The sequence below is a fragment of the Citrobacter sp. Cpo147 genome, from assembly GCF_030332405.1.
Lineage (GTDB): Bacteria > Pseudomonadota > Gammaproteobacteria > Enterobacterales > Enterobacteriaceae > Citrobacter > Citrobacter portucalensis.
The window spans coordinates 90,355-114,386 of record NZ_JAOWHX010000034.1; the positions used below are offsets into that span (position 1 = coordinate 90,355).

General features: G+C 48.9%; 26 protein-coding genes and 1 tRNA gene. 13 read left to right on the forward strand and 14 right to left on the reverse strand.

The window, feature by feature from the left end; translation table 11 throughout:
* Positions 1-118 precede the first annotated feature (118 nt).
* The 8 genes from OGY06_RS15785 to nlpA all read left to right on the forward strand — a co-directional run bounded on the left by OGY06_RS15785 (position 119) and on the right by nlpA (position 6,596).
* The gene (locus tag OGY06_RS15785) at positions 119-544 is read left to right on the forward strand and encodes a PTS sugar transporter subunit IIA (RefSeq protein WP_003827155.1); all 426 of its coding nucleotides are present in this window, start codon (positions 119-121) and stop codon (positions 542-544) included.
* 12 nt (positions 545-556) lie between these two features.
* Positions 557-1,042 carry a PTS sugar transporter subunit IIB gene (locus tag OGY06_RS15790; RefSeq protein ID WP_003023959.1) on the forward strand — a complete coding sequence of 162 codons (486 nt, stop codon included), beginning with the start codon at positions 557-559 and terminating at the stop codon, positions 1,040-1,042.
* 25 nt (positions 1,043-1,067) lie between these two features.
* Positions 1,068-1,817 carry a PTS mannose/fructose/sorbose/N-acetylgalactosamine transporter subunit IIC gene (locus OGY06_RS15795; protein ID WP_003023960.1) on the forward strand — a complete coding sequence of 250 codons (750 nt, stop codon included), beginning with the start codon at positions 1,068-1,070 and terminating at the stop codon, positions 1,815-1,817.
* On the forward strand, positions 1,814-2,674 hold the full coding sequence (locus tag OGY06_RS15800; RefSeq protein ID WP_005121522.1) for a PTS system mannose/fructose/sorbose family transporter subunit IID: 861 nt from the start codon (positions 1,814-1,816) through the stop codon (positions 2,672-2,674). Before OGY06_RS15795 ends, OGY06_RS15800 begins: the two co-directional genes overlap by 4 nt.
* A 3-nt stretch (positions 2,675-2,677) precedes the next feature.
* Positions 2,678-3,787 carry a D-glucosaminate-6-phosphate ammonia lyase gene (gene dgaE, locus OGY06_RS15805; protein ID WP_267392408.1) on the forward strand — a complete coding sequence of 370 codons (1,110 nt, stop codon included), beginning with the start codon at positions 2,678-2,680 and terminating at the stop codon, positions 3,785-3,787.
* On the forward strand, positions 3,774-4,517 hold the full coding sequence (gene dagF, locus OGY06_RS15810; protein WP_286605676.1) for a 2-dehydro-3-deoxy-phosphogluconate aldolase: 744 nt from the start codon (positions 3,774-3,776) through the stop codon (positions 4,515-4,517). Before dgaE ends, dagF begins: the two co-directional genes overlap by 14 nt.
* A 210-nt stretch (positions 4,518-4,727) precedes the next feature.
* A complete protein-coding gene (locus OGY06_RS15815) occupies positions 4,728-5,654 on the forward strand; it encodes an Rpn family recombination-promoting nuclease/putative transposase (protein WP_284962200.1) in 927 nt (308 codons plus the stop codon).
* 123 nt (positions 5,655-5,777) lie between these two features.
* Positions 5,778-6,596, forward strand: a complete 819-nt coding sequence (gene nlpA / locus OGY06_RS15820; RefSeq protein WP_032945419.1) for a lipoprotein NlpA — start codon at positions 5,778-5,780, stop codon at positions 6,594-6,596.
* A gap of 28 nt (positions 6,597-6,624) precedes the next feature.
* On the opposite strand, the gene OGY06_RS15825 is transcribed toward nlpA, so the two are convergent.
* Both OGY06_RS15825 and OGY06_RS15830 read right to left on the reverse strand, forming a co-directional pair.
* Positions 6,625-7,527 (reverse strand): carboxylate/amino acid/amine transporter, encoded by a 903-nt coding sequence (locus OGY06_RS15825; protein ID WP_003827166.1) that lies wholly within the window; start codon positions 7,525-7,527, stop codon positions 6,625-6,627.
* Between the two features lie 25 nt (positions 7,528-7,552).
* Positions 7,553-8,497: a LysR substrate-binding domain-containing protein gene (locus OGY06_RS15830; RefSeq protein ID WP_063941261.1), complete on the reverse strand. Its 945-nt coding sequence runs from the start codon at positions 8,495-8,497 to the stop codon at positions 7,553-7,555.
* A gap of 146 nt (positions 8,498-8,643) precedes the next feature.
* On the opposite strand from OGY06_RS15830, the gene OGY06_RS15835 reads away from it, so the two are divergent.
* Positions 8,644-9,420: an SDR family NAD(P)-dependent oxidoreductase gene (locus OGY06_RS15835; protein ID WP_191222012.1), complete on the forward strand. Its 777-nt coding sequence runs from the start codon at positions 8,644-8,646 to the stop codon at positions 9,418-9,420.
* 70 nt (positions 9,421-9,490) lie between these two features.
* Here OGY06_RS15835 and OGY06_RS15840 read toward each other — a convergent pair whose 3' ends face one another.
* The 3 genes from OGY06_RS15840 to OGY06_RS15850 form a co-directional block, all read right to left on the reverse strand.
* A complete protein-coding gene (locus tag OGY06_RS15840) occupies positions 9,491-10,171 on the reverse strand; it encodes a hydrolase (protein ID WP_003827172.1) in 681 nt (226 codons plus the stop codon).
* 500 nt (positions 10,172-10,671) lie between these two features.
* A complete protein-coding gene (locus OGY06_RS15845; protein WP_231133702.1) occupies positions 10,672-10,962 on the reverse strand; it encodes a putative quinol monooxygenase in 291 nt (96 codons plus the stop codon).
* A gap of 16 nt (positions 10,963-10,978) precedes the next feature.
* Positions 10,979-11,986 (reverse strand): zinc-binding alcohol dehydrogenase family protein, encoded by a 1,008-nt coding sequence (locus OGY06_RS15850; protein WP_149335677.1) that lies wholly within the window; start codon positions 11,984-11,986, stop codon positions 10,979-10,981.
* 104 nt (positions 11,987-12,090) lie between these two features.
* Here OGY06_RS15850 and OGY06_RS15855 point away from each other — a divergent pair, with 104 nt between their 5' ends.
* Entirely contained in the window at positions 12,091-12,993 is a 903-nt protein-coding gene (locus OGY06_RS15855; protein ID WP_148361308.1) for a LysR family transcriptional regulator, read from the forward strand.
* 36 nt (positions 12,994-13,029) lie between these two features.
* Here OGY06_RS15855 and OGY06_RS15860 read toward each other — a convergent pair whose 3' ends face one another.
* From OGY06_RS15860 to OGY06_RS15870, 3 genes are all read right to left on the reverse strand, one after another.
* Complete coding sequence (locus OGY06_RS15860) at positions 13,030-14,526, reverse strand: C69 family dipeptidase (protein WP_003827181.1); 1,497 nt, start codon at positions 14,524-14,526, stop codon at positions 13,030-13,032.
* 342 nt (positions 14,527-14,868) lie between these two features.
* Complete coding sequence (locus OGY06_RS15865; RefSeq protein ID WP_003827183.1) at positions 14,869-15,333, reverse strand: YqeJ family protein; 465 nt, start codon at positions 15,331-15,333, stop codon at positions 14,869-14,871.
* Positions 15,330-16,103 carry a winged helix-turn-helix domain-containing protein gene (locus OGY06_RS15870; RefSeq protein WP_257662228.1) on the reverse strand — a complete coding sequence of 258 codons (774 nt, stop codon included), beginning with the start codon at positions 16,101-16,103 and terminating at the stop codon, positions 15,330-15,332. The genes OGY06_RS15865 and OGY06_RS15870 overlap by 4 nt, the downstream gene beginning before the upstream one ends.
* Positions 16,104-16,680: 577 nt before the next feature.
* Here OGY06_RS15870 and OGY06_RS15875 point away from each other — a divergent pair.
* Positions 16,681-17,298, forward strand: coding sequence for a helix-turn-helix transcriptional regulator (locus tag OGY06_RS15875; RefSeq protein ID WP_003827187.1), 618 nt, complete (start codon positions 16,681-16,683; stop codon positions 17,296-17,298).
* Positions 17,299-17,373: 75 nt separating this feature from the next.
* Positions 17,374-20,154, forward strand: a complete 2,781-nt coding sequence (gene misL / locus OGY06_RS15880; protein WP_286605679.1) for an intestinal colonization autotransporter adhesin MisL — start codon at positions 17,374-17,376, stop codon at positions 20,152-20,154.
* Positions 20,155-20,269: 115 nt separating this feature from the next.
* On the opposite strand, the gene OGY06_RS15885 is transcribed toward misL, so the two are convergent.
* The 3 genes from OGY06_RS15885 to OGY06_RS15895 all read right to left on the reverse strand — a co-directional run bounded on the left by OGY06_RS15885 (position 20,270) and on the right by OGY06_RS15895 (position 21,629).
* Positions 20,270-20,686: a Rap1a family protein gene (locus OGY06_RS15885; RefSeq protein ID WP_286605681.1), complete on the reverse strand. Its 417-nt coding sequence runs from the start codon at positions 20,684-20,686 to the stop codon at positions 20,270-20,272.
* A gap of 358 nt (positions 20,687-21,044) precedes the next feature.
* Positions 21,045-21,221, reverse strand: coding sequence for a prevent-host-death protein (locus tag OGY06_RS15890; protein ID WP_286605683.1), 177 nt, complete (start codon positions 21,219-21,221; stop codon positions 21,045-21,047).
* A 117-nt stretch (positions 21,222-21,338) separates the two neighbouring features.
* Positions 21,339-21,629 (reverse strand): SymE family type I addiction module toxin, encoded by a 291-nt coding sequence (locus OGY06_RS15895; protein WP_286605685.1) that lies wholly within the window; start codon positions 21,627-21,629, stop codon positions 21,339-21,341.
* A 128-nt stretch (positions 21,630-21,757) separates the two neighbouring features.
* Between OGY06_RS15895 and OGY06_RS15900 the strand changes: the two genes are divergently transcribed.
* Entirely contained in the window at positions 21,758-21,928 is a 171-nt protein-coding gene (locus tag OGY06_RS15900; protein ID WP_286605687.1) for a YlcI/YnfO family protein, read from the forward strand.
* 5 nt (positions 21,929-21,933) lie between these two features.
* Here OGY06_RS15900 and OGY06_RS15905 read toward each other — a convergent pair whose 3' ends face one another.
* From OGY06_RS15905 to OGY06_RS15915, 3 genes are all read right to left on the reverse strand, one after another.
* On the reverse strand, positions 21,934-22,620 hold the full coding sequence (locus OGY06_RS15905) for a nucleotidyltransferase domain-containing protein (protein WP_286605689.1): 687 nt from the start codon (positions 22,618-22,620) through the stop codon (positions 21,934-21,936).
* Entirely contained in the window at positions 22,617-23,795 is a 1,179-nt protein-coding gene (locus OGY06_RS15910; protein ID WP_286605691.1) for a pentapeptide repeat-containing protein, read from the reverse strand. Before OGY06_RS15910 ends, OGY06_RS15905 begins: the two co-directional genes overlap by 4 nt.
* Before the next feature lie 67 nt (positions 23,796-23,862).
* Positions 23,863-23,957, reverse strand: a tRNA-Sec gene (locus OGY06_RS15915).
* Positions 23,958-24,032: the final 75 nt, after the last annotated feature.

Sequence of the window (24,032 nt, forward strand, 5' to 3'; positions counted from 1 at the left end):
CCTTGTCTGGTGGGGCTTTGCGCCCCGCCAACACCCACAATTCCCCCGCGTGACACAAATTCTGGCACAGCCTTTGCTCTGTTTACCTATGTCTATGTAATCGAGCCAGGAGGCCATTTTGACTACCACTGAATCCTTGCCCCAGATCCTGCTGCTGACCCATGGCGGCTGGGGGCAACAGCTTTGCAACAGCCTGCGCATGGTGATGGGTGAAATCAAAGGCGTGACGGAAATTCCGCTAATGCCCGTTGATACGCTCGGCGAATTTTATCAGCGCGTCGAAGCCGTAGTGAAAGCTATGCCGGAAGGCTCACTGATCCTGACTGATTTTATTGGCGGCACCACGTCTAACGTGGCGGCACGGCTGAGCGCCGATTACCCGGTGGCAGTGATTTCCGGGCTCAACGCCTCTTTGTTACTGGAGGCGCTCGACAAACGCGAGCATGGCCAACTGACCACCTGCGTGGCCGATCTGGTCGAGGCCGGGCGTAGTAGCTGCCTGGACGTTGTTGCCCACGTACGTCAATTACAACAATCACAATAAGGAATAAACATCATGGCAAACATCGTTTTATGTCGTATCGATAGCCGTCTGATTCATGGACAAGTGGTGACCAAATGGGTTGGGCAATCTCAGGCAAATCGGATTGCAGTGGTCAGCGATGAGCTGGATGCCGATCCGTTTATGAAAAATATCTACCTGATGGCCGCGCCGCCGAACATCAAAGTGGATTGTTTCGGTAACCAAAGTTTTGCGGCTGCCTGGAAAGAAAACCAGCTTGGTGACGGCAAAGTGCTGGTGCTGTTCCCCTCTCTGGCGGCGGTTCAGGAAGCGGTCCAGTTGGGTTTTGATGTCACCACCATTCAGGTCGGTGGGCTGGGCGGTGGGCCAAACCGCAAAGCGGTATTCCAGAACATTACGCTGGATGAAAAAGACGTCGGCATTCTGAGCGACCTGAAAAATCGTGGGATTCAGGTGTTCTTCCAGACTATCCCGGAAGATAAGCCGCAGTCGCTGGACGATATCCTGAAAAAATTCTAATTCTTTGATAACAGGGTACTTAATTATGGATACTTTAGTCTTCGCAAGCCTGATGGGGTTGTATTACTGGTTTGCCCGATTACGCCTTGGCTACACTTTCTCCGCCATGCTGCTACAACCCGTCGTGATTGCCGTATTCGTTGGCCTGCTGTTAGGCAACATGGAAACGGCGATGATCATCGGCGCAGGTATGCAACTGGTTTATCTCGGCGTGACCTCCACGCCAGGCGGCAACGTCCCGTCGGATCCGGCGCTGGCTGCCTGCATTTCAATTCCGATCGCCGTGAAGGCCGGAATGGACCCGAACCTGGCTATCGCACTGGCAATCCCTTTTGGCGTTATCGGCGTGTTCCTCGACCAGTTGCGCCGCACGCTAAACGCAGCGTGGGTACATATGGCCGACAAGCATGCGGAAACGGCAAACATGGCGGGCATTATGCGCTGTGCGTTCCTCTACCCGGCGTTGCTCGGACTGGTACTGCGTTTCCCGGTGGTCTTCGCCGCCAACTATTTTGGTCAGGACGTTGTGGAAAGCTTCCTTAAGCTGATGCCGCACTGGCTGACGCACTCCTTTGAAATTATGGGCGGCATTCTGCCGGCTCTGGGCTTCGCCATCACCATTATGGTGATCGGTAAAAAGAGCCTGCTGCCATGGTTTATCGGCGGTTTCTTTGCGGTGCTGTACCTGAAGGTAGACATCATGGCGATGGCAATCTTTGGTACCTGCGTGGCCTTCCTCATTAAAGGTCTGGCGAAAAATGAAGGAGCAGCATGATGAGCAGCGACGTAATGCAGCATGAACTGGTGGAGCGCGCGCGTGAAAGCGGCACGTTGACCAAAGCAGACATCACCAAAGCATGGTTTATCTACTGGCTAGGCGCGGAAGTTTCCAGCTCCTATGAGCGTTTGCAAAGCCTTATTTTCTGCGCCTCAATGACGCCGATCATCAAAAAACTCTACCCGCAAAAAGAGGAGCAGGTTGAAGCGCTGAAACGCCATTTGAACTTCTTCAACTCGGAGCAGACGTTCGGGGCGGTGATTCAGGGGATCTCCATTGCGATGGAGGAACAGAAAACCCGCGGCGAGCCGATCAGCGACGCCTCAATTACCGGGATTAAAACCGGGTTGATGGGACCACTGGCCGGGATGGGGGACTCCATCATCTGGGCCGCCGTGATGCCGCTGTTAATTGCTATATTCATCCCGTTTGCGGCGAATGGCAGCGCGATGGGCGGAATTGTACCGTTAATTCTCTATCCTGCTATTACGCTGGCAATCAGCTATGGCATGGTTCACAAAGGCTATACGCTGGGGCGTGACTCGATAATTGGCCTGCTGCAGGGAGGGCGAATAAAGGAACTTATCTACGGCGCTAACGTGCTGGGTTTGATCATGATGGGCGCGCTTTCTGCAAGCTACGTCAAGATCACCACGCCGTTAAAACTTAGCGCCCTGAAAGGCTCTGAAGTGGTGGTCCAGCAAATCCTCGACTCTATTGCACCCGGCCTGTTGCCGCTGGCGGCGGTGTTCGCCATCTATTTCTATCTGGTGAAGAAAGGGCCGCGTTACACAACGATTTTACTGTCGATTGTCGCGCTCAGCGTGGTCTGTTCACTGCTGGGAGTGTTGTAAGCCATGACACAGAATATCTACCAACAATTGGGGCTAAAACAGGTCATTAACGCCTGCGGCAAGATGACGATTCTGGGTGTTTCCAGCGTAGCGCCGGAAGTAATGCAGGCCACCGCGCGGGCTGCTTCAGCCTTTGTTGAAATTGATCGGCTGGTGGACCGCACCGGAGAACTGGTTTCCCGCTACACCGGGGCTGAAGACAGCTACGTCACCTCCTGTGCATCGGCGGGCATTGCTATCGCTGTTGCCGCCGCCATTACCCGTGGTGACCAGGCGCGAGTCACGCTGATGCCGGACAGCGCAGGAATGGCCAATGAAGTGGTCATGCTGCGCGGGCATAACGTTGACTACGGTGCGCCCATCACCAGCGCCATCCGTTTGGGCGGCGGGCGGGTGGTGGAGGTTGGCTCAAGTAATCTGGCGGCCCGCTGGCAGCTGGAGAGCGCGATTACCGATAGCACCGCCGCGCTGCTGTACGTGAAATCGCACCACTGCGTGCAGAAAGGCATGTTGAGCATCGCGGATTTTGTGCAGGTCGCGCAGGTTCACAACCTGCCGCTGATTGTCGATGCCGCCGCCGAGGAAGATTTGCACGCCTGGGTAGCAAGCGGAGCGGATATGGTGGTCTACAGCGGGGCAAAAGCTTTTAACGCGCCGACCTCCGGATTTATCACCGGGAAGAAACAGTGGATTGCCGCGTGTAAAGCGCAGCACTACGGCATTGCCCGGGCGATGAAAATCGGCAAAGAGAATATGGTTGGGTTGGTTTATGCCCTGGAAAACTACCATCAGGGACAAACCGTAGTCACTGCCGAAGCGCTCCGCCCCGTGGCGCAGGCGATTTCAGAGATTCGCGGACTGGATGCGGATATCGAGCAGGATGAGGCCGGACGCGCCATCTGGCGGATTCGAATTCGGGTGAATGCGCAGGTGCTGGGAATGGATGCCTACGCCGTAGAAGCGCAACTGCGAGAGGGTGATATCGCGATCTATGCTCGCCGTTACAACCTTCATCAGGGTGTCTTTAGCCTTGACCCGCGCACGGTCGCAGAAGGGGAAATGGCGCTGATCGTGGCCCGATTAAAGGAGATTGCAGAACATGCAGCACATTAATTTTTATCGTAATAAAGTGGCTATTAACGTGCTGGCGAAGGATATCGCCAATGCGCGGGAAATCTATGATGCTGCCGAAGGCCACGCGGTGATTGGCATTCTTTCTGCGCAGTTTTCCTCGGTTGAGGAAGGGGTTCTGGAAGTAAAACGTTGGATGAACGACGTGCCGTCGATTTCTGTGGGGTTGGGGGCCGGTGACCCGGCGCAGTATTACAAAGCGGCGATGATTGCCTCGCAGGTACATCCAGCACACGTCAACCAGACCTTTACCGGTTGCGGGTTTGCGGCAGGCGCCTTGGCGGCAACGGGCGGTGAACAGACCCATATCAACGCGTTAGTCAGTCCCACTGGCACGCCGGGGGACGTGTTGATCTCGACCGGCGTCAGCAGCAGCCAGGGCACGCCAGCCCGCGTTTCCTGCGATGCAGCGGTCCGTATGATGTTGGATTCAGGAGCCCATGCGGCGAAGTTCTTCCCAATGGGCGGTGAGCAGTCACTGCCTGAGCTGTACGCACTGGCGACGACAGCGGCACGAAACGGCATGACATTGATTGAGCCGACCGGCGGTATCGATCTCGATAACTTCGGCGTTATCCTGCAATCCTGTCTGGAGGCGGGAGTACCGCGCGTCATGCCGCATGTTTACAGCTCGATTATCGACTCACAGACCGGCAAAACCCGGCCTGCAGATGTCATCAGGCTGATGGAGATAGTCAAAGCCCTGGTGTGATGTTGCTATCGCCGGATGGCCCATAAAAAATGCCCGGAGGTGAGTGCGCCTACCGGGCATTTTTGCGAACGCTATTCCCTGAAAATGAATACATTGCAAAAGTATGTATTTATCCGCCAAGCCGCCTCGCAGATAGAAAAGTTCCCAGATGTTGTGTGTGCGACTGGCGGGTAAGGTTCCGTCATCTTGTTCTTCTGGTGACGGACCGCCATGAAAAAACCAACAACTTCTACGCCGCATGATGCGGTATTTAAAAAATTCTTAAGCCACCCAGAAACGGCACGAGATTTTCTTGATAGCTATCTCCCCGCACCATTACGTGAACTTTGCGATCTGAACACACTGAAGCTGGAGCCAGGGAGTTTTATTGAGGAAGACCTGCGTGCCAGTTATTCCGATATTCTGTGGTCGCTAAAAACGAGAACCGGTAAAGGCTATATCTACGCGTTGATTGAACACCAGAGTTCACCGGATGCCCATATGGCATTTCGGATGATGCGTTATGCCATTGCCGCGATGCAGAATCACCTTGATGCCGGCCACAAAACACTGCCACTGGTGGTTCCGATACTTTTTTATCATGGCATCGCCAGCCCGTACCCTTTTTCACTGTGCTGGCTGGATGAATTTGACGATCCAGAAACTGCGCGGCAGCTTTATGGCGCTGCCTTCCCGCTGGTCGATATCACGGTGGTCTCTGATGATGAGATTATGCAGCACCGGCGAGTGGCGCTCCTGGAACTTGTCCAGAAGCATATACGCGAGCGTGATTTGATGGTGTTGGTCGATAAACTGGTTGCCCTGTTGATTAAGGGATACGCTAATGACAGTCAGGTAGAAACGCTATTTAATTACCTGGTGCAGTCTGGCAGCGCACCGCGTTTTGAGGCGTTTATTCGACAGGTTGCCCTGCGCGTTCCCCAACATAAGGAGAGATTAATGACGATTGCAGAATGCTTACGTGAGTCGGGTCATCGCAGTGGCCTGCAGGAGGGACTGCAAAAGGGTTTGCTAGAAGGCAAAAAGGACGAAGCGTTGCGGATAGCCCATGCCATGCTTGAGAAGGGGATCGATCGTGAACTGGTGCTAATTATTACCGGGCTTGCAATTGATGAACTAACGGTATCTTCCGACTAATTTATCTTAGCCCCATTATGCTTTTTTCTTCTTGCTGATGCTTTTTCGTTTTTTAAACCGCAGCGGCCTTCCCGCTATAGTCATTTCATTACTCATCAGGCGGTTATTGCAAAAGGATAAAACGTGAAGCTGAAGATACCTTATTTCGGGGCCGGGGCGGCGGTATTACTGGCGGGATTATTGCTGGCAGGATGCGATCAACAGAGCAGTGATGCAAAGCATATCAAAGTGGGTGTAATTAACGGTGCTGAGCAGGATGTAGCGGAGGTCGCGAAGAAAGTCGCTAAAGAAAAATATGGTCTGGAGGTGGAACTGGTGGGTTTTAGCGGTTCTCTGCTGCCCAACGATGCCACCAATCATGGTGAGCTGGATGCCAACGTCTTCCAGCATCGTCCGTTCCTCGAACAAGATAATAAAGCACACGGCTATAAGCTGGTTGCGGTGGGCAATACCTTTGTGTTCCCGATGGCAGGGTATTCGAAGAAAATCAAAACTGTTGCTGAACTAAAAGACGGTGCAACGATTGCGATACCTAACGACCCGACCAACCTGGGTCGGGCGCTGTTGCTGCTGCAAAAAGAGAAGTTAATTACGTTGAAAGCGGATACCGGCCTGCTGCCAACAGCGTTGGATATCACTGATAATCCGCGGCATCTGAAAATTATGGAACTGGAAGGCGCACAGTTGCCGCGCGTATTGGACGATCAGAAAGTGGATGTGGCGATTATCAGTACCACCTACATCCAGCAAACCGGGCTTTCCCCGGTACATGACAGCGTATTTATTGAAGACAAAAACTCACCGTACGTGAACATTCTGGTGGCGCGAGAAGACAACAAAGATGCCGAGAATGTGAAAGAGTTCCTGCAATCTTATCAGTCACCTGAAGTGGCGAAGGCGGCCGAAACTATCTTTAACGGTGGCGCGGTTCCGGGCTGGTAATGATGACCTTTTGCCGCGCCGGTTGGTGTTAAACCGCTCTGGCGCGGCGACGTGAGTCCATTGAGATAAGTATTACCGAAGAGAGGATCAAAAGCGTGCCCAGCCAGTCTGGCAGGGTAAAGGTAATACCTAACAGCAGCAGGGACAGCAACGCGCTGCTCAACGGTTCCGCGCAGCTTAAAATGCTCGCTTTCGGTCCGCCAATCATCTGCGCGCCTTTCAGGTACAGGCTAAACGTCAGCGATGTGCCGATGACCACCAGATAGAAAAACGCCAGAATCAAACTGCCATTCACCACGAAATTAGTGCCCTGTCCGGCATAAAACGGCAGCAGGATCATGCCGCCGATCAACATACTCCAGCCGACGACCGGCAGCGTGCCGTAGCGCGCGATAAGCGTTGAGGGGTAGGTGGTGTAGAACGCGGCGGCAAACGCCGAGGCAATTCCCCAGAACAGCGCGGCAGGTGAGATAGACAGCGACGTCGGGTTACCGTGGGTGACCAGCAAGAAGGTGCCGATAAGCGATGTGAAGATCGCAGTCAGTACTAAAATCCCCGGTCGTGCTTTGCGCACCACGGAAAACCACGCCACGATTATGGTCGGTGACAAAAATTGCAGCACCGTCGCGGTGGCGGCGTTGGATTTTTCAATAGTCAGCAGAAAGGTTAGCTGTACGGTGAGCGCCCCAACCACGGAAAAAATCAGCAGGCTGATGGCGTCTTTGCGGTTTTTGATAATGGAGAACACTTTGTCGCCGTGAACGAAAGAGAGCATCAGCAGAATGAGCCCGGCGAAAATCAGGCGCGTCATGGTCAGAAACTGCGACGACATCTGGCTTTGCTCCATGATGTATTGCGCGCAAACGCCTGAACTTCCCCACAATACGGCGGCAATCAGGACGTTCATCATCCCTCTTCTGGTGGAACTCATCTTTCCCTCGGCATGTTGTTTTGTTTTATTTGTGTGCAGGCATCATAGCAGAGATGGTTGTGATTTCTGCCAGCACATCCGCAATCAGCCAGTCATTAAAGACTTTTACCTCCGGACGCATTACCGCGTGCTGTGGCGTAACAATGTAGTAAGACCACGCCAGAGGCCAGCGGGTGTTGGGATGAAGCTGAACGAGTTGTCCGTCTGTCAGTAGCTGCTGCACCAATGCCCTACGCACAATGGCGACACCTTGACCACTGAGCGCCGCCAGAATCACCGCAGAGGTAGAGTTGATGTGCAATCCACTGTCGCGAACGACAGGTGCCTGGGTGGCGGTCAGGACATCATTCCAGTCCGGGAAATTGGCGCCGGGGTGGGGAGTGTCATCATGGATAAGCTTCTGTGCGGCCAACCATTCTCTACAGGATATTTTATCTACTGGCACAATACGTGGGCTACAAACCAGAACCGCTTCTTCATCCATCAGCCAGGTTTTATTTACCCCAGGCCAGTCGCCTTTGCCGCAACGCACGCCCAAATCCGCTTCGCCATGAGCAACATCCATCAGCTTTTCCGTCACGTTCAGGCGTAATTCTATGTTTTCATGCGCTTGTGAGAAACGATTGAGGCGGCTCATCAGCCAGTTCATCACCAGTACCTGAGAGGCCGTGATAATCACCACCGAGCGTGCTCGCCGACCGCGTAACTTGTTCAGCCCAGATTCCAGACTATCCAGTCCCTGGGTTATCTCGCGCAACGCGTCCTGTGCTTCGCTGACCAGCGTGAGACGCTCTTTGCCTGAACGGGTACGATGCAGCAGCGGGTGGCCAACCCAGTCTTCTAGCGCACGAACCAATTGCCCAACGGCAGCCGGAGTGACCCCCAGTTCTTGCGCCGCACCAGTAAAACTGCCGTGGCGGGCTGTGGCCTCAAAAGCGTGTAACCATTTAAGCCGATTAAGCGAGCGCATCAGGTCATTTCCCGTTTTGTGAATATCTTCAGTATATGCCATCGAGATAGATTTTCTTTCTCGGTTCGCTATTTCTTCTCATTCGTCAGCGCCTCAGGGGAGTGGCATTGTTAGCACATTAACGAATACGTGAAACGAGGCTAGCGATGAACACATTATTTGTCGGCAAAAAACTGTTAGTGGTGGGCGGCACCAGTGGTATCGGATTTGAAACCGCAAAACTGATCCTCCAGGGTGGTGGTCGAGTGGTGCTGGTTGGCAATCTTGCCGAGAAAGCAGAACGGGCCCGTCAGGCATTGGCGGAGCTGGGTGACGTCTCCGTCATTGCGGCGGATCTGATGTCAGAAGCGGGCGTTAAGCAGGTGATGGCAACGGTGAATGCTGAGCATAAAGACATCAACCTGTTAGTAAATGCAGCTGGGGTTTTCTTCCCAAAACCTTTCACTGATCATGAAGTTGAAGATTATGAACTGTACATGAGCCTCAACCGCGCGACGTTTTTTATCACTCGCGATGTCGTGCGTAATATGGTGGCGGCTAACATCCAGGGTGCCATCGTGAATATTGGTTCGATGTGGGCACAACAGGCAATTGGCGCAACACCTTCTTCAGCGTACTCAATGGCAAAAGCGGGCCTGCATGCATTAACTAAAAATCTGGCCATTGAGCTGGGGGCGAATGGGATTCGCGTCAACGCCGTTTCGCCAGCAGTCGTGCATACACCTATCTACGAAGGATTTATCCCGAAAGAAGACGTACAAGGTGTGATGAGCAGCTTTGACAGCTTCCATCCGATTGGTCGGGTCGGTACGCCGTGTGATGTGGCTGAATCCGTCGCGTTCCTGTTGTCAGATAAAGCGCAATGGGTAACTGGCGCCATCTGGGATGTGGATGGCGGTGTAATGGCCGGACGTAATGGCTGACAGAGGCTGATGCTGCGTATTACAAAACGCCTGCTTATACTAAACAGGCGTTTGTGAAAGATTGGAAAAGTTAAGCGCGCTGAGAGTCCAACTGCTCGTTATTTTTCACAACATCCTGGGCTTTGGTATAGCTTTCAATCAGTAACTGATAAGTCGGGAAGATTTTGGTATAGACTTCAGCCCATTCCGCTGCGTCTTCCCGATTCCAGGTTTTCTGCAGTTCAGACGCAACCGCGGCAGTATCCATCGGCACGACACCAGCCTGTACGACGCGGGCCATGGTGATCTCCTGTGCCATTTTGCTGTAAGTACCGGAAGCATCGATGACGGCAAAGACTTTAAATCCTTCTGCTACCGCGCTGATGGCCGGGAATGCCATGCATACACTGGTGATGGTACCAGCAATAATCAGCGTCTTACGGCCTGTCGCTTTTACCGCAGCAACAAACTCTTTGTTATCCCAGGCGTTAATTTCACCTTTGCGCGCGACATAATGTGCATGAGGGGCATTTTCATGAATTTCCGGGATAAGCGGACCGTTTGGCCCCTGCGGCACAGAGGCGGTGGTAATCACCGGCATTTTGCATAAGGTGGCGATTTTTGCCAGCGCTGTTGCTCTTGCACGCAGTTCAGTCATTGGCATATCGCCAACGGTCTGGAACAGGCCGCTTTGATGATCGATAAGCAACATAACTGCGTCATTGACATCAATCACTGGGCGTTGGCCATTAAAATTAGCGGGTGTAGACATGATCCATTCCTTGTTGTTGCTTTTTGCGGGTTATCTAACCCGCAGTAAAGTCTATAATCGCTTGGGCGATATCCATTTTTGAGCTACAGCTAATTAACCATTATTGACATCATCATGGTTAATTTCAGGGGGAGACTAAAGTTATTCTTATAAGAATTTCCTTAGTGAGCTTAGTTTCTTCCCACCGCATTAAAATAACAATGCCTGTTATTATGAAATTATATTTCTGCATTCATATTATTTTATGGTATGTACTGGAAGTAAGGGGTAAAAATTCAGTTGATGTTTCTGACTGACTTATTTTTATATTGTTATTATTATTGTGAAATATAATGAATATTAACGATATATCTTCAATGTTAATTTTGTGACTAATACTACGGTTTTCTAGAGGATAATGATCATATCTATTTTATTGTCCAAGTTATTATTGAGTTAGGTAAATTCTCATGTTGATATTTGTTATGCTCCCCGAACATCAGAGGAGCACGGTATTAATATTACGCCTCAATCGGCGTCAGATAATCCAGCCGTAGCGGTTCGGCTAGCAGATCGTTCATTTGTAGAATGAACGCCTGGAAATGTGGCAGAGCGATATGCTCATCCAGACCGGCCTGACCGCGCCAGGATTCGCGTACGTAGAACACATCCGGCGTGTCGCGTAACTGGAACAGGGCATATTCAATATTGCCCGGCTCCCGGCGCGTGGGCAGCAGCAGTGCTTGTAGCGCCTGTTTCAGTGCGTCGTTTTTCCCCGGTTTGGCTTTCAGTACCGCAATAATTGAAATCACGTCAGAATCAGACATGTTAAAACCCCTCCAGCACAATCTTGCCGACCGAGCGACCGGTTTCAATTTGTGTGTGGGCTTTTTGCAGATTTGCCGCGGTAATCGCGCCAAAATGTTCGCCCAGCGTGGTACGGAGGGTGCTGTTGTCGATCAGCTGCGCCACACGGGTCAGTAACTGATGCTGCGCAATGATGTCGTGGGTGGTAAACATCGAACGGGTAAACATAAACTCCCAGTGCAGCGAAATGCTTTTGGCCTTCAGCGGGCGCGCATCGAGAGTTTGCGGATCGTCAATCAGCGCCAGTTTGCCCTGCGGCGCCAGTGCGGCAATAATTTGCGAATAGTGCTGCTCGGTATTGTTCAGGCTGGCAACGTGCGTCACCTCTTTAATGCCTATCCGTGCCAGCTCTTCCGTCAACGGCTTGCTGTGGTCAATCACATGATGAGCGCCCGCTTCACGTACCCATTTCTGGCTCTGCGGACGTGATGCGGTACCGATGACGATCATTTTGGTCAGCTTACTGGCCAGTTGCGTCAGAATAGAACCGACGCCGCCAGCTGCGCCAACAATCAATAACACATCATCTTCATTGCCATTTTCCTCAACGCCCAGACGGTCGAACAGCATTTCCCAGGCTGTGATAGCGGTTAGTGGCAGCGCCGCAGCAGAAGCATTATCCAGTGTTTTTGGCTTCAGCGCGGTAATACGTTCATCAACCAGCTGAAATTCACTATTACTGCCAGCGCGGCCGAGCGCACCGGCGTACCAGACTTCATCGCCGGGTGAAAATAGGGTGACGGCTTCACCCACGGACTTCACCACGCCAACGGCGTCCCAGCCCAGTACGCGCGGCACATCAGCGTTAAAACCTTCGCGGACCTTGGTATCGACGGGGTTGACGGAAATGGCTTTCACTTCAACCAGCAGATCGTGCCCGGTAGCGACTGGCATGGGCAGGTCAATCTCTTGTAAAAATTCAATGTTATTGCCGTCGGTCGCGGCGCGAGTAATGGCGATGGCTTTCATGGTCTCTCCGGTTACAGGAATCAGTTGAATAATTCGATGGTAAACCGGTAACAGAACGGGAAAAATAGCCCTATGGCGACAGGACTTATACTCGGGGAGTGAAAATGTTCCGGCTTGAAGATCTCACGTTGTTTGTCCGCGCCGCGGCGCTGAATAGTTTTAGCGATGCCGCGCGCGAAGTCGGCGTTCAGCCTGCTCAGGTCAGTTCAGCTATCAAGCGCCTGGAGTCTACGTTGGCTATCCGCTTGTTCGCCCGCTCCACGCGCAGCCTGCGCCTGACGCCAGAAGGTGAAGTCTGGTTACCCTATGCCCGCCAGATGCTGGATGTAATGCATGCCGGGTTGCAAAAAATTCAGACCCCGGAAGATGAAGTATCAGGCACGCTGCAAATCGCCGTGCCTTCCGATCTCGGTCGTAACCTGCTGCTACCGGTCTTTCAGTCGTTTCGACGCCGCTATCCCGCGCTGCGCCTGCGGATTTTTTTCTCCGACCAGGTAACGGATGTCTTTAAAGACCCCGTCGATGTTGCGTTTCGCTATGGCAACACCGAAGACGCGTCTTACATTGCGCTGCCGGTTGCACCGGGTAACCGACGCGTGCTGGTGGCATCACCGGAATGGGTTGAGCAAAACGGCGCGCCGCAAAAACTGGATGATTTAACACAGCTCAACGCCATGACTTTCGTATTACGCGGCCGCCTGCACGATCGCTGGACATTTACGCGCAACGGCGAGGTCAGTAGTGTGCAGGTTAACGGCACCATTATGAGTGACGATGCGGAAGTGATCCGGCGCCTGGCGATTGCCGGAGAAGGTGTGGCGTACAAGTCTTGGCTGGATGTCAGCGAGGATGTGCGTGACGGTCGATTACAACTGCTGATGTCGGATTATCAGGGAGAGAAAGTCCCGCTGAATATGATTTGCCCGCATCGGAAGCAGCTTTCAACCGCGGTACGCCTTCTGCACGAGGCGGTGAAGGCGCGGTGTGAAATGCTGGCGCAAAGCTAATAAGCGCTTTACGCCAGAATACTATCGCGTCGTTACTCAGTCTTTTTTCGTTGCATTCGCAAAGAAAATATCAGACTGAATGTCTTTAGTGCGGATGGTAAATAGCTGATTGGTTAGATCTTCCGTCAGCTTCTCGGCGTCAGCCATGATGCGCAGGTTGAAGTCATTCAGCATCTTATCCGCGGCGGGTTTATCGGTTTTCGCCATCTTCAGATACTCTGCTTCGACCTCTTTTTGCTCCTTCGCCACTTTGTCTTCCCACGCTTTGTAGGCTTTTTTGACGATTGGCGCGAGCTTCGGATAATCGGTCATCGTCAGCGTTTGTAATTTACGATATTTCCAGTAGATAGACTGATCGTCCGCTTTATCGGTACCCATCGTGTAGTTAGCCGGATACGCTTTCAGGCCGCTGTAGTACGGAACAAAGGCGGTGAGGTCAGCCATGCCCAGGCCAATGTAGGTCGTTTCACCAATCTCTTTTGGCAACCACGGACGGACCTGCATGACGTGCGCTTCATAGGTACGGAAAACGCTTACCGGACGCCATGGCTCTTTGCCGTTCAGACCGTTGGTGTACGGGTCATGGCTGGTCCCTTCATAGTGACTACGCAACACGGCCTTCACATCGTCCAGCGTCATTTTCTTCTCTGGCGTCATGAAGACCGGGAATTCGCGCCCTTTGGCCATATCCTGATTTACGGAAGGATTGAACTCTTTCTGGATGGTCCATACACGAGGGTCGTTATACGTGCGGTCACGCTCGTCATCACGGGTATAGGCTTTGGAGAAGTTGAATTTACCGTCTTTCGCCGGATCGTACAGTCCTTTTTCAGTCGCAAATTGAATCAGGTTTTTTGACGCCATCATGTCCGGATTTTTAGGATCGTAATCCTGTAAGCGGCCCTGATTACCGGTGGCAAAATACTGGTTATTCGGCAGACGCTGCGCCATCCACTGGTGGCCGCTACCGGTTTCCAGGTACCAGATCTCGTTATCGTCGACGACGGCAACGCCAAAACCTTCGCCTGCGCCGACGGTCTCAACGATATGGCCCAACAGCGCCACAGCTTCACGTGCGGTTTTACTTTGTGACAGCAGAATATCCGGGATATCGTCTTCGGTGATCCCTTTATCCTCAACGTACGGGTCGGCGGCCAGTGCTTTCGGTGAGGCAAAAATGGATTCTGTACCGCTCACGCCGACACCCAGCTCGTTAAACCCGGTCGCGCCGTGCAGTTGGGTTTTCCAGTTTGGGACAGTGGTATAACGCAGAGAGTTTTTCGGCAGTGGCCAGGTAAAATCATTCGCACCATTATGTGCTTTGGTGCTGTATACCCCGGTCTGATTTTGCTTTGCCGGATGAATGACAAAATGCTGTGCTTTCAGAGCATCGCTGTCTGCGCTACGGGCGACAAGCATGGAGCCGTCCGCTGATGCTTCGTTGCCGACCAGAAGGGTCGTACAAGCAAAACCTGATGAAACAACGGCCAAATTTATAGAAAGTGCAATCAGGCACTTTTTAAAAGTAAACATTACGTATCCCTCATATGTACGCCAAAAATACACCGGAAACACACCGTTTCCTGAAATGCGATAACGCCTGAATGCTCAGACATTGCTCGCGAGAGAGATAAACGCCCCTGCCCACGTCTTCTCCAAATATCCATCCGTAGGTTGAAGTCTTCTGGGCAAAATATAACGCCCATTTCGCTTAATTATTACGCAACGGATATTATGATATTCAGGATGTTTCCTGATTCGCGATGAAGAATAGCAATGGGTTATGTGTGGATTCAGTGACCCATGTCGCGTAAGTTAATGATGACAAATGTGAATTTCATTGAGGGGCCGTACTTTTTGTTTCCGGATATGACGTTACCTTTTGCGGCAATACAGCGAGGGCACATTGGAGCTGGCAAATATCCATGCACCTTTATACTCCTCCATGACCAGGCTCAGGCTTCGTCCGCTTTGGCGGTAAAATCCAGGTAACGTGTCGTTAATATCCGCTTCATCAGCGGTGTCAGCGAAGGTTTTGACGACCTGCATCGCCTGTAGCACTCGGGCATCGCGCTTTTGGGTGTAGTTAAAATAGATGTTCCTGCTAATGTCGGAGGTATTACGCCCGTACAGTTTGCCGGTAATAGTGGCCAGGCCTTCACTGTTGTACATCCGAAACGATAACGTACCGGTAAAGCGGTTGCTGCCAATATTCCATTCCATGTTACCGATGCAATTCAGCGGTTTGTCGGCATAGCGTGAATGCCATAACCATCCCCCTGAACCGAGCACAGTAACCAGCCCGGCCACGAGCACTATAAGGTGGCGTGTTTTTTTCATTGCCCGCGCATCCAGTAATAATGAGTAGTACAAAATGCGTTAGCATCCACCCGTGCATCTTTATCACAGACAAATGCCACGATCCTTTCCGCTTTGCTGTAACCGGTAAGAAACACGTGCTTGTTGTTTTCACAGAGATAGGGATGTAACTGCATCAGATTGAAATAGCCTTGCTGGTCGTGTTCATTTGGTGAGTAATAGATTTTGCAATTTTGTCGCGATGGGGTCTGCATGGAGACCGGGACAAATTTACTAAACGGCATAACAGGGCGCGTTTGATACCACACCAACCAGATGATCAACGTGGCAATCACGACACTGGCGCTAAATAAAACCTCAAACCAGGGTATCTGCGTAGTTTGTTGTGGTGCCGAAGGAATTATCTTTGCGGGGGTGATTTCTTCAATAACCGGCGGCGGGGAAACTTCACTCTGTTGAAGCGTTATTGTCTCTACTTGCGTATTCTCATTTAATCTGAGCCCGCGTCGGGAAATAGTTTTCACCGTATCACGAGGCAACCCCACGTCCGCCAGCGCGTTACGTAGTGTCAGAATAGCCTGGTAAAATGTGTTGGTGGTGGTCACATTATTTCTTTCACCCCAACCAATTGTCATCAACGTGTTCTGGGAAACAATGTCACTTGCGTGAGTAATTAAATAGAGAAAACAGAGCGAGGCAGGGAGCTGGAGCTGAATTGCTCGCCCGGTCTGACGATTGACCAGACTTTTGCTATCAGGATTAAATTCGACCAACTGATTGATAAGGTACAATTGCCCAGCCCTCAGTAACCAAAACGAATCACAGCGTGTGCTAACGCATCCTTTAAATTTTACATCCAAATCGATAATGCGCCTCACTCTTTGTTCATGATTGAAGATAAGAATTTTGCTTAATTATTAAAAATCCTTTAAATACAACATGTTAACAATCTTATTTCTTAGGTTAAAATTACCTAAGGTTAAATAATGAGAATTCATTACAGTTTTATCTGAATTATCTTTATATTTGTCCACAACATGACAAGGGTGATTGAGTTATCAGAATTACGTAATTAGTAAGCAACCTTTATGCAGGTTATTTTTTAGCAAATAGTGCTTTTTTACTGTTTATCTTAGAATCTGAATTTATGCATAAAATTCCTAAAGCATAGGTTGTTATTCTGAGATAAAGCGTAAATAAGCTTAGCGCAATCGTATTACTCACAGCCCATACATATTAGTGCATCAGGAGTTTATTACATTTTATTAGCGCCACTGTTATTAACTGACAAGGAACGTACTACGTGTTGGATTGACACATTTATTTACCAATGAAATATTTATGGAAAAATAACAGGAGTCATTTTTGATGAAGAGATCACCGTCACAGACTGTTCGTTGCATAAGCTGTGAATTATCCTGTCAATTATTTCCAGATACTGCGGTTCGCGCCAGTTACTGTCACCGTGCCGCTTTTGCTATCTGGCCTGAGGGGAATGGCTTTCTGCAAAAAGGAATTATTGAAAAGCTTCTGCTTAATAATCAGAACCATTTGTCGCGTGGGTTTATTTTTGTGGATTTTTCTTTCCCTAATCTACGCCTGTTTTCCGACCCGCAATGGGTTGACCGGCTGGCCTACAGCGGTATGCATATTGTGTTGATAGCTGACAGGAATCTGGCGCCATTAGCCAACTACTGGCTGTCCAAAAGCAATAAAATACAAGGGATTATATATTCCGATGATGATGACGAAGTTCAACATCAGAAAATCAGGCGACTCTTTACTGGCCATCTCGCCAACAGCAAACGTGGACGCTCACTTAACTATACTGAAATGATATTACTGAAGCGTTTTGTGTCAGGGAAAAGTATTCAGCAAATTACCAAAATAGATAATATCGATATTAAGAAAATATATGTCTACAAGCTCAGACTTGAAGATAAGTTAGGCCATAGTATTCATCAAATATTGTCGAACATTTTATAACGTATTTTTGAGTTTTATTATTTTCACATCCTTGCGATGTGGTGGACGCTCTACGCCTGAAAGCAGGAGGCTAATATGCCAAATCCCAAATCTTATTCTCGTATTGCCATAGCGGTTTCAGCCGCATTAACCTCTATGGTATTTTCAGCTCATGCGGCATGGGTTGACGTTGATAGTCTACCTTCCAGCGGACTGGTTAGCAGTCTGCCTCCGGAATTGCAGGCAATAATTCCAGCGCAGGCAAATGCCAGTTTCGCTAAAACCAGCGCCATGCCGAATTATGTTTATCAATGGAGTGCGGGCACGATTCCTGTTTATGGCAATGGATTAACGATTAATGGACCCGGTGCTGAAGCCTTTGAGCACTCTGTTACCGTTATTCAGAACAGTACAACGGGTAGTCCGGGCGTTATTTTTGGGGACGACCTGACGATTCGCACGCAGTCGAAGAATGCCGCCAATAATGGTAAAGATGTTGACGGTATCCGCACGCACGGGGCCAATACGCCGGATAACCCGGTCTTTATCATCACCGGGGATCGCACCAGTATTTATGTGGACGGTCAGGATGGTGACGGTATTAACGCCGGTTACAACTCCTATAGCCAGGGTTGGAAGGGCTCGGCCAGCATTTACGTCGGCGACGATCTGTATATTCAAACCACCGGTTCCCAGGGACGTGGTATCACAGCCAACGCGATGAAAGACGCCACGCAGGCCAAAAATACAATTGTGGTCGGCGACCGGGCACACATTGTGACGATCGGTGATAGCTCAGAAGGTCTTCGCACCGGGCAGAGCGGTTCCTCAATCCTGCTTGGCAATGACGCCACCATCGAGACTTCGGGTGCTTCTTCAACAGGGATTTATGCCGCCTCATCGTCCAAAACGGAACTAGGCAACAACGCGACGATTACGGTCAACGGCGTCAGTGCACATGCGGTTTACTCCACCAACGCAACCGTGAATCTCGGTGAAAACGCAACGATCAACGTGAACAGTTCGGCGAAAGCGGCATCATACAGCAAAGCGCCACGCGCCCTGTATGCGACTTCACGCGGGGCGATAAACCTGGCAGGTGGGGCCGCCATTACCATGGCGGGCGATCACAGCAACGAAAGTTATGCCATCAGCACCGAAACGGGTGGCATCGTAGACGGTTCTACTGGCGGGCGCTTCCTCATCGATGGCGATCTTCATGCCGCAGGCGCGACTGCCGCAACCAGCAGTCTGCCGCAGCAAAACAGTACCATTAAGCTCAACATGACCGACAACTCGTTGTGGAGCGGGGCGTCATACATCACCAGCGCCACTGCCGGGACGGGCGTTATCTCGCTGCAAATGAGCGACGCGACCTGGAACATGACCAACAGCTCAACGCTCACCGACCTGACGCTGAACGGCGGGTCAGTGGTGAACTTTGGGCATGCTGACGGTGAACCGTGGCAGACGCTTACCATCAATGAGGATTTTACCGGGAACGGCGGCAAACTGGTTTTCAATACCGTCCTGAATGACGATACCTCGGAAACCGACAAGCTGAAAGTGCTCGGCAACACCGCGGGTAATGCGTTCGTGGCGGTGAATAACATTGGTGGAACCGGGGCGCAGACCATTGAAGGTATTGAGATCATCGAAGTGGCCGGTAATTCTGACGGTACTTTTGAGAAAGCGGGCCGTATTGTTGCCGGAGCGTACGACTATAACGTTGTGCAGAAGGGCAGCAACTGGTATCTGACCAGCTTTATTCCTGCTCCGCCGGATCCGGAAGACCCTGACCCTGTTGATCCGGACCCGGTTGACCCTATTGATCCAGACCCGGTCGATCCTGTAGACCCGATTATCCCTGAGCCGGAAGAACCCGTTGCGCCTCCTGTCACTGAGCAGCAATACCGTCCGGAAGCAGGCAGTTATCTGGCGAACAACTACGCGGCTAACACGCTGTTTATGACCCGACTGCACGATCGTCTGGGTGAAACGCAGTACGTCGATATGCTGACAGGTGAGAAGAAAGTTACCAGCCTGTGGATGCGTAACGTTGGGGCACATACCCGCTTCAAAGACGGTAGCGGGCAGTTGAAAACCCAAAGCAACAGTTATGTGATGCAGTTAGGCGGCGACCTGGCGCAGTGGAGTAGCGACGGTCTCGACCGCTGGCACCTCGGCGCGATGGCAGGTTATGCCAACAGCCAGAACCGCACGCAGTCCAGCCTGACCGGCTACCATTCACGTGGCCAGGTCACTGGTTACAGCGTGGGTCTGTACGGCACATGGTATGCCAATGACGCCGACAAGACCGGTACCTACGTGGATACCTGGGCGCTGTACAACTGGTTTGATAACAAAGTGATGGGCCAGGAGCAGGCAGCAGAGAAATACAAATCCAGCGGGATAACCGCTTCGGTTGAAGCCGGTTACAGTTTTAAACTGGGTGAAAGCGAGCGCAACAGCTACTGGCTGCAACCAAAAGCGCAGGTGGTATGGATGGACGTGCAAGCCGACAGTCACCGCGAAGCGAACGGTACCCGCGTGAAGGATAATACCGATGGCAACCTGATGACCCGTCTGGGTGTGAAAGCCTTTATCAACGGTCACAACGCCATCGACGACGGTAAATCTCGCGAGTTCCAGCCGTTTGTTGAAGCCAACTGGATCCACAACACGCAGACAACCAGCGTGAAAATGGATGATGTAAGCAACGACATGCGCGGCACCAAAAACATCGGCGAGCTGAAAATCGGTGTTGAAGGTCAAATTACTCCGCGTCTTAACGTATGGAGCAACGTGGCCCAACAGGTCGGCGATAAAGGCTACAGCGATACCCGCGGTATGCTCGGTGTGAAATATAACTTCTGACGTAACTGCAGGTAACAGAAAGCCGCTGATTAACCGATCAGCGGCTTTATTTTTTGGGGGAATCGTAGGCCGGATAAGCGTTAGCGCCATCCGGCACCAAAAGCTGGAAATTATGCTAACTATTACTTTTTTTACTACAAGAGAGTTCTTTGCCTAACGCAATCATAGCCAGGGCTGAAGGTGTGTATTTTGTTCGTTCCTTAGAATGAGTTTGGAGGTAATTCCCGACAATATCGGCCTCCTGCCCAATGGTTATACTCTCACCGCAGATGATATTCTCTTGTGATAATGTGCCTGCCACTCCTGCGACAAAAGACATATACATCACAGCAATCTGTTCATCCTGAACATTCAAATAATCAAAACCTTTTTCATACAATTGATAGCCGTGATAAAGCGAGTTGCCGTCGATATTCAAGGTCGATTTTGCCAGTGCTGATGTTGAAAGGCAGAACAATAACACGACAGGAATGGAAATTTTATTGATCATACGAGCACCAACCACCCTTATGATGTGAACCTGTACCACCATGCGGATGTTCGCCTTTTGGACATGCAAAAGCGGCGGATGAGGTGGTGATTGTGACGAAAGCTATAACCATTGCCATGAATAAATTTTTCATATGTAACCCAATAATTAATTTATTAGAAATGAGGCTGTCCCTTCCTGATTAAAGAAAAAATGCCCGTGTATTTTTAGCGGGATTATAATATGGTGTTTATTGTGCTGTCATGTTTATCGTTTGGCATAGGCCATCAGGATAGTATTATCATTATGGTTTTTCGTGTAGTGATTGAACAATCCCTGATGCGTTGCCGATTCATGGATAATAAACTAAAATTTCAAATATCATAATTATTGTTCTTCTCCATGAGTTTATAATAAATTTTTATTTATTTGGAGCCAATAATTCATCAAAGAAATTGTCTCCATTAACAATATTGTCAGAATAAATGTCACATTTTGCACATTGAATCTTGGCTTTTAGTAACTGAATTTTTATTTCTTCGACTTTTTCATCGTCGTCAATCGAAAAGATTGAGTCTGGTTTTTCATGGTGATTCATTTGTTTGGGTTTCCGTTACACTTTGGCTTCATTTTCCAGGAGAGTAGGCCGGATACGCGTCAGCGCCATCCGGCACTAGGTGAACCTGTAAGTACCGCTTGCAGGTTCAGCCGTACTTCACTGGAGTGTCGCCAGCGTACTCTCAATTCTGTTCAACTTTTGATGTGCCTCTTTCAACTCATCCAGCAACCGTTGTTCCTGCTCGCCATAGACCATCAGGACGATACAACCGTTCATCACTTTTACGGTAATCTGTTGGCCGGTATCAAACCCCGCTTCGCGTAGCCACTTGCCGGAAAGAATAATTTTGGGTGTGGATTTGTCGAAAACATTCGGGCGATATCCCACAATTACCGAACGTTCGGTTCCGGATTGGTCGGTGTCTGGGGTAGAATGCGAATCAGCCATAATCAACTCCTTGATAGTTGGTGAGGTTAGACGCCCTTTGGTGTGACAGCACTGTTGGGCGTTGCTTAATTTTAGATTCCATGTGGTAGGTACCACATGTGTGTAAATTAACCTAACTGGTACCTACCATGCAAGAAAAAAAGAAACCAAATTTTGACCGCACTAAAAGCACCATGAAGAACATCCGTTTTGAGGATGAGCTGTTGGAACAAATCGAGAAAGCTGCGGGGAAAGGAAATTTTAGTAAGTGGGTGAAAGAGGCGTGCCTGGCACGCCTTAAATTATTTGAAAAAAAATAATCCTATTATTCGTAGTTAACTGGAATACTGTTTATGATAGTATCAAGAGTAACGTGGACTATACTACTTGAATAGAAATCCTTTTTTTTGATTTTGCTTTTCAAAAAACTGTATTTAACTGTGAAATATAAAAGTAAATTTAGTATGTAATCACTTTTTTCTTTCTTATTTTTTGCATCTATCAATAAAATAGAGTCTTCAAAAGAGAATCCATTATTAATCAATGCTAGTGATAACTGTGATTTAGAAAAGTATGGGGTCTTATTTTCAGCGCTCAAAGCAATAAGTATTGTCCTTACACACCATGATATTCTTTTATTTGCCACTGGCCAGTTAATAATTTTATCTTTATTTTCAAATATTTTTAGCGCTAAGTAAAATGCAACCGATGCCTCATCTATATAACTATTTTTAAATCTAAAGGATGACTTCAGTTGTGTGAAAAATACTTCATTAAATAAACATTTCCCCTCTTTTATTATATGTAAAAAGAATAAATCACCATTACATGACATATCTAATGCTTTTGTTGGGGAGTAAAATGAAAAATTCACACTATCGATATTTCTTACGGTAAATTTTTTGGATTCGTTAATGCCTAATAAATCTATGTCGGATTCAATAGTCTGATCTCCTCTGGCATGGCTGCCGAAGAGAATTAGGCATTTTAGATTTTCATCTTCAAATATCATAACCGAGCTACGCTAATTTTATTGATTAATGTGGGCAAGCTGACACCATACCAAAATAAACCAAGAATCATATTTGATAATAATATAAGCTGTTGATTTGGTGGGTCAGTGGCAAGAGAATATTTTGTGTATCCAGCAAGAAATGTAATATCTAGACTTTGGATCATACTTTTAAGAAGATTTTGAGTCCATGGACTATCTGATGTTGGAATAATTGGTAGTTGGAAATAGTAAACAGCTGTAAAAATTGTGAAAATTATCCCGCCGAAAAAGACACATCTTAGAAAGTTACTACCCCACCCATTAATTAAGCCAAAGCAATTCAGCATTGTTTTCTCGATCGGAAATAATAATGAACGTGCTTTTTTATATAAATAGAAAGAAATGTTTTTGATTTTATTTCCTTTCTTGGCTGCATCGAAATAATGGCTGGCGGCTAATTTGATCTTTGATTCTCTTTCTTTTAATCGTAGTTTAAATAATGTTTTTGTTGCATTGTAATAAATATCGTCATCTCCAATAATAGAAACCGAATTAAGTATGTTCCGTGCAAGTTTCACTTGAGATAGATACATTCTATAGACTTGGTCTTCTTTATTCAAATTATGCTCTTTACAATATTCTGAAGTAGCGTATTTGAAAGAGTTAAGAAGTAAGTTTCCAGATGATATTATACAGTTTTCAAAATTAGTTTTCCCACCAGAAATGGATATTTTTCTAAATTTACACGAATCATTAAAAGCACAGGTATAGAATTTGGCTAGTGAGAATGAACTTTCATTAAACATACAATTATCAAAATTGACATAATGTAATTCAGAGTGACCAAAATATATTTTTTTAAACTCGCAATTCTTAAATGTTATTTTTTGGTCTTTATTATTTCCTCTGAAATCACAGTTTTCAAAAATTGCATCTTCAATTACTATTCTTTTTGTATTAGGTTTTTCTGCTGTTTCTTGAGGTTGTGTATTTAAATCGATAACATAATTTTTTAAATGATCACCATTATTTCTGATGCTATTTACATCTTTGATATTGACTAATTTGAATCTTTCAAGGTTAACATTCAAATCATACACAGATTCCCAATAGCAGGTATGTCGATGATCGTCTACAAATGATAGCGCTTGCGCTTCATCAGTATTAGTTTGTATTAGTCGTGATGTAGTCATTTTTCAATAATGTTTAAGTAAAAGGATTAGAAAGATGAAATAATTAACATCAGAAATTATAGTATTTTGGCGGAAGATCACAGGAGTCGAACCTGCCCGGGACCGCTGGCGGCCCCAACTGGATTTGAAGTCCAGCCACCTCACCGGAGATGACGATCTTCCGCGCCTCGATTGCTACATGGAGGCGGGGCGCATTATAGCTACTTCCAAACGTTTCCACACCCCCTCACTCACTTT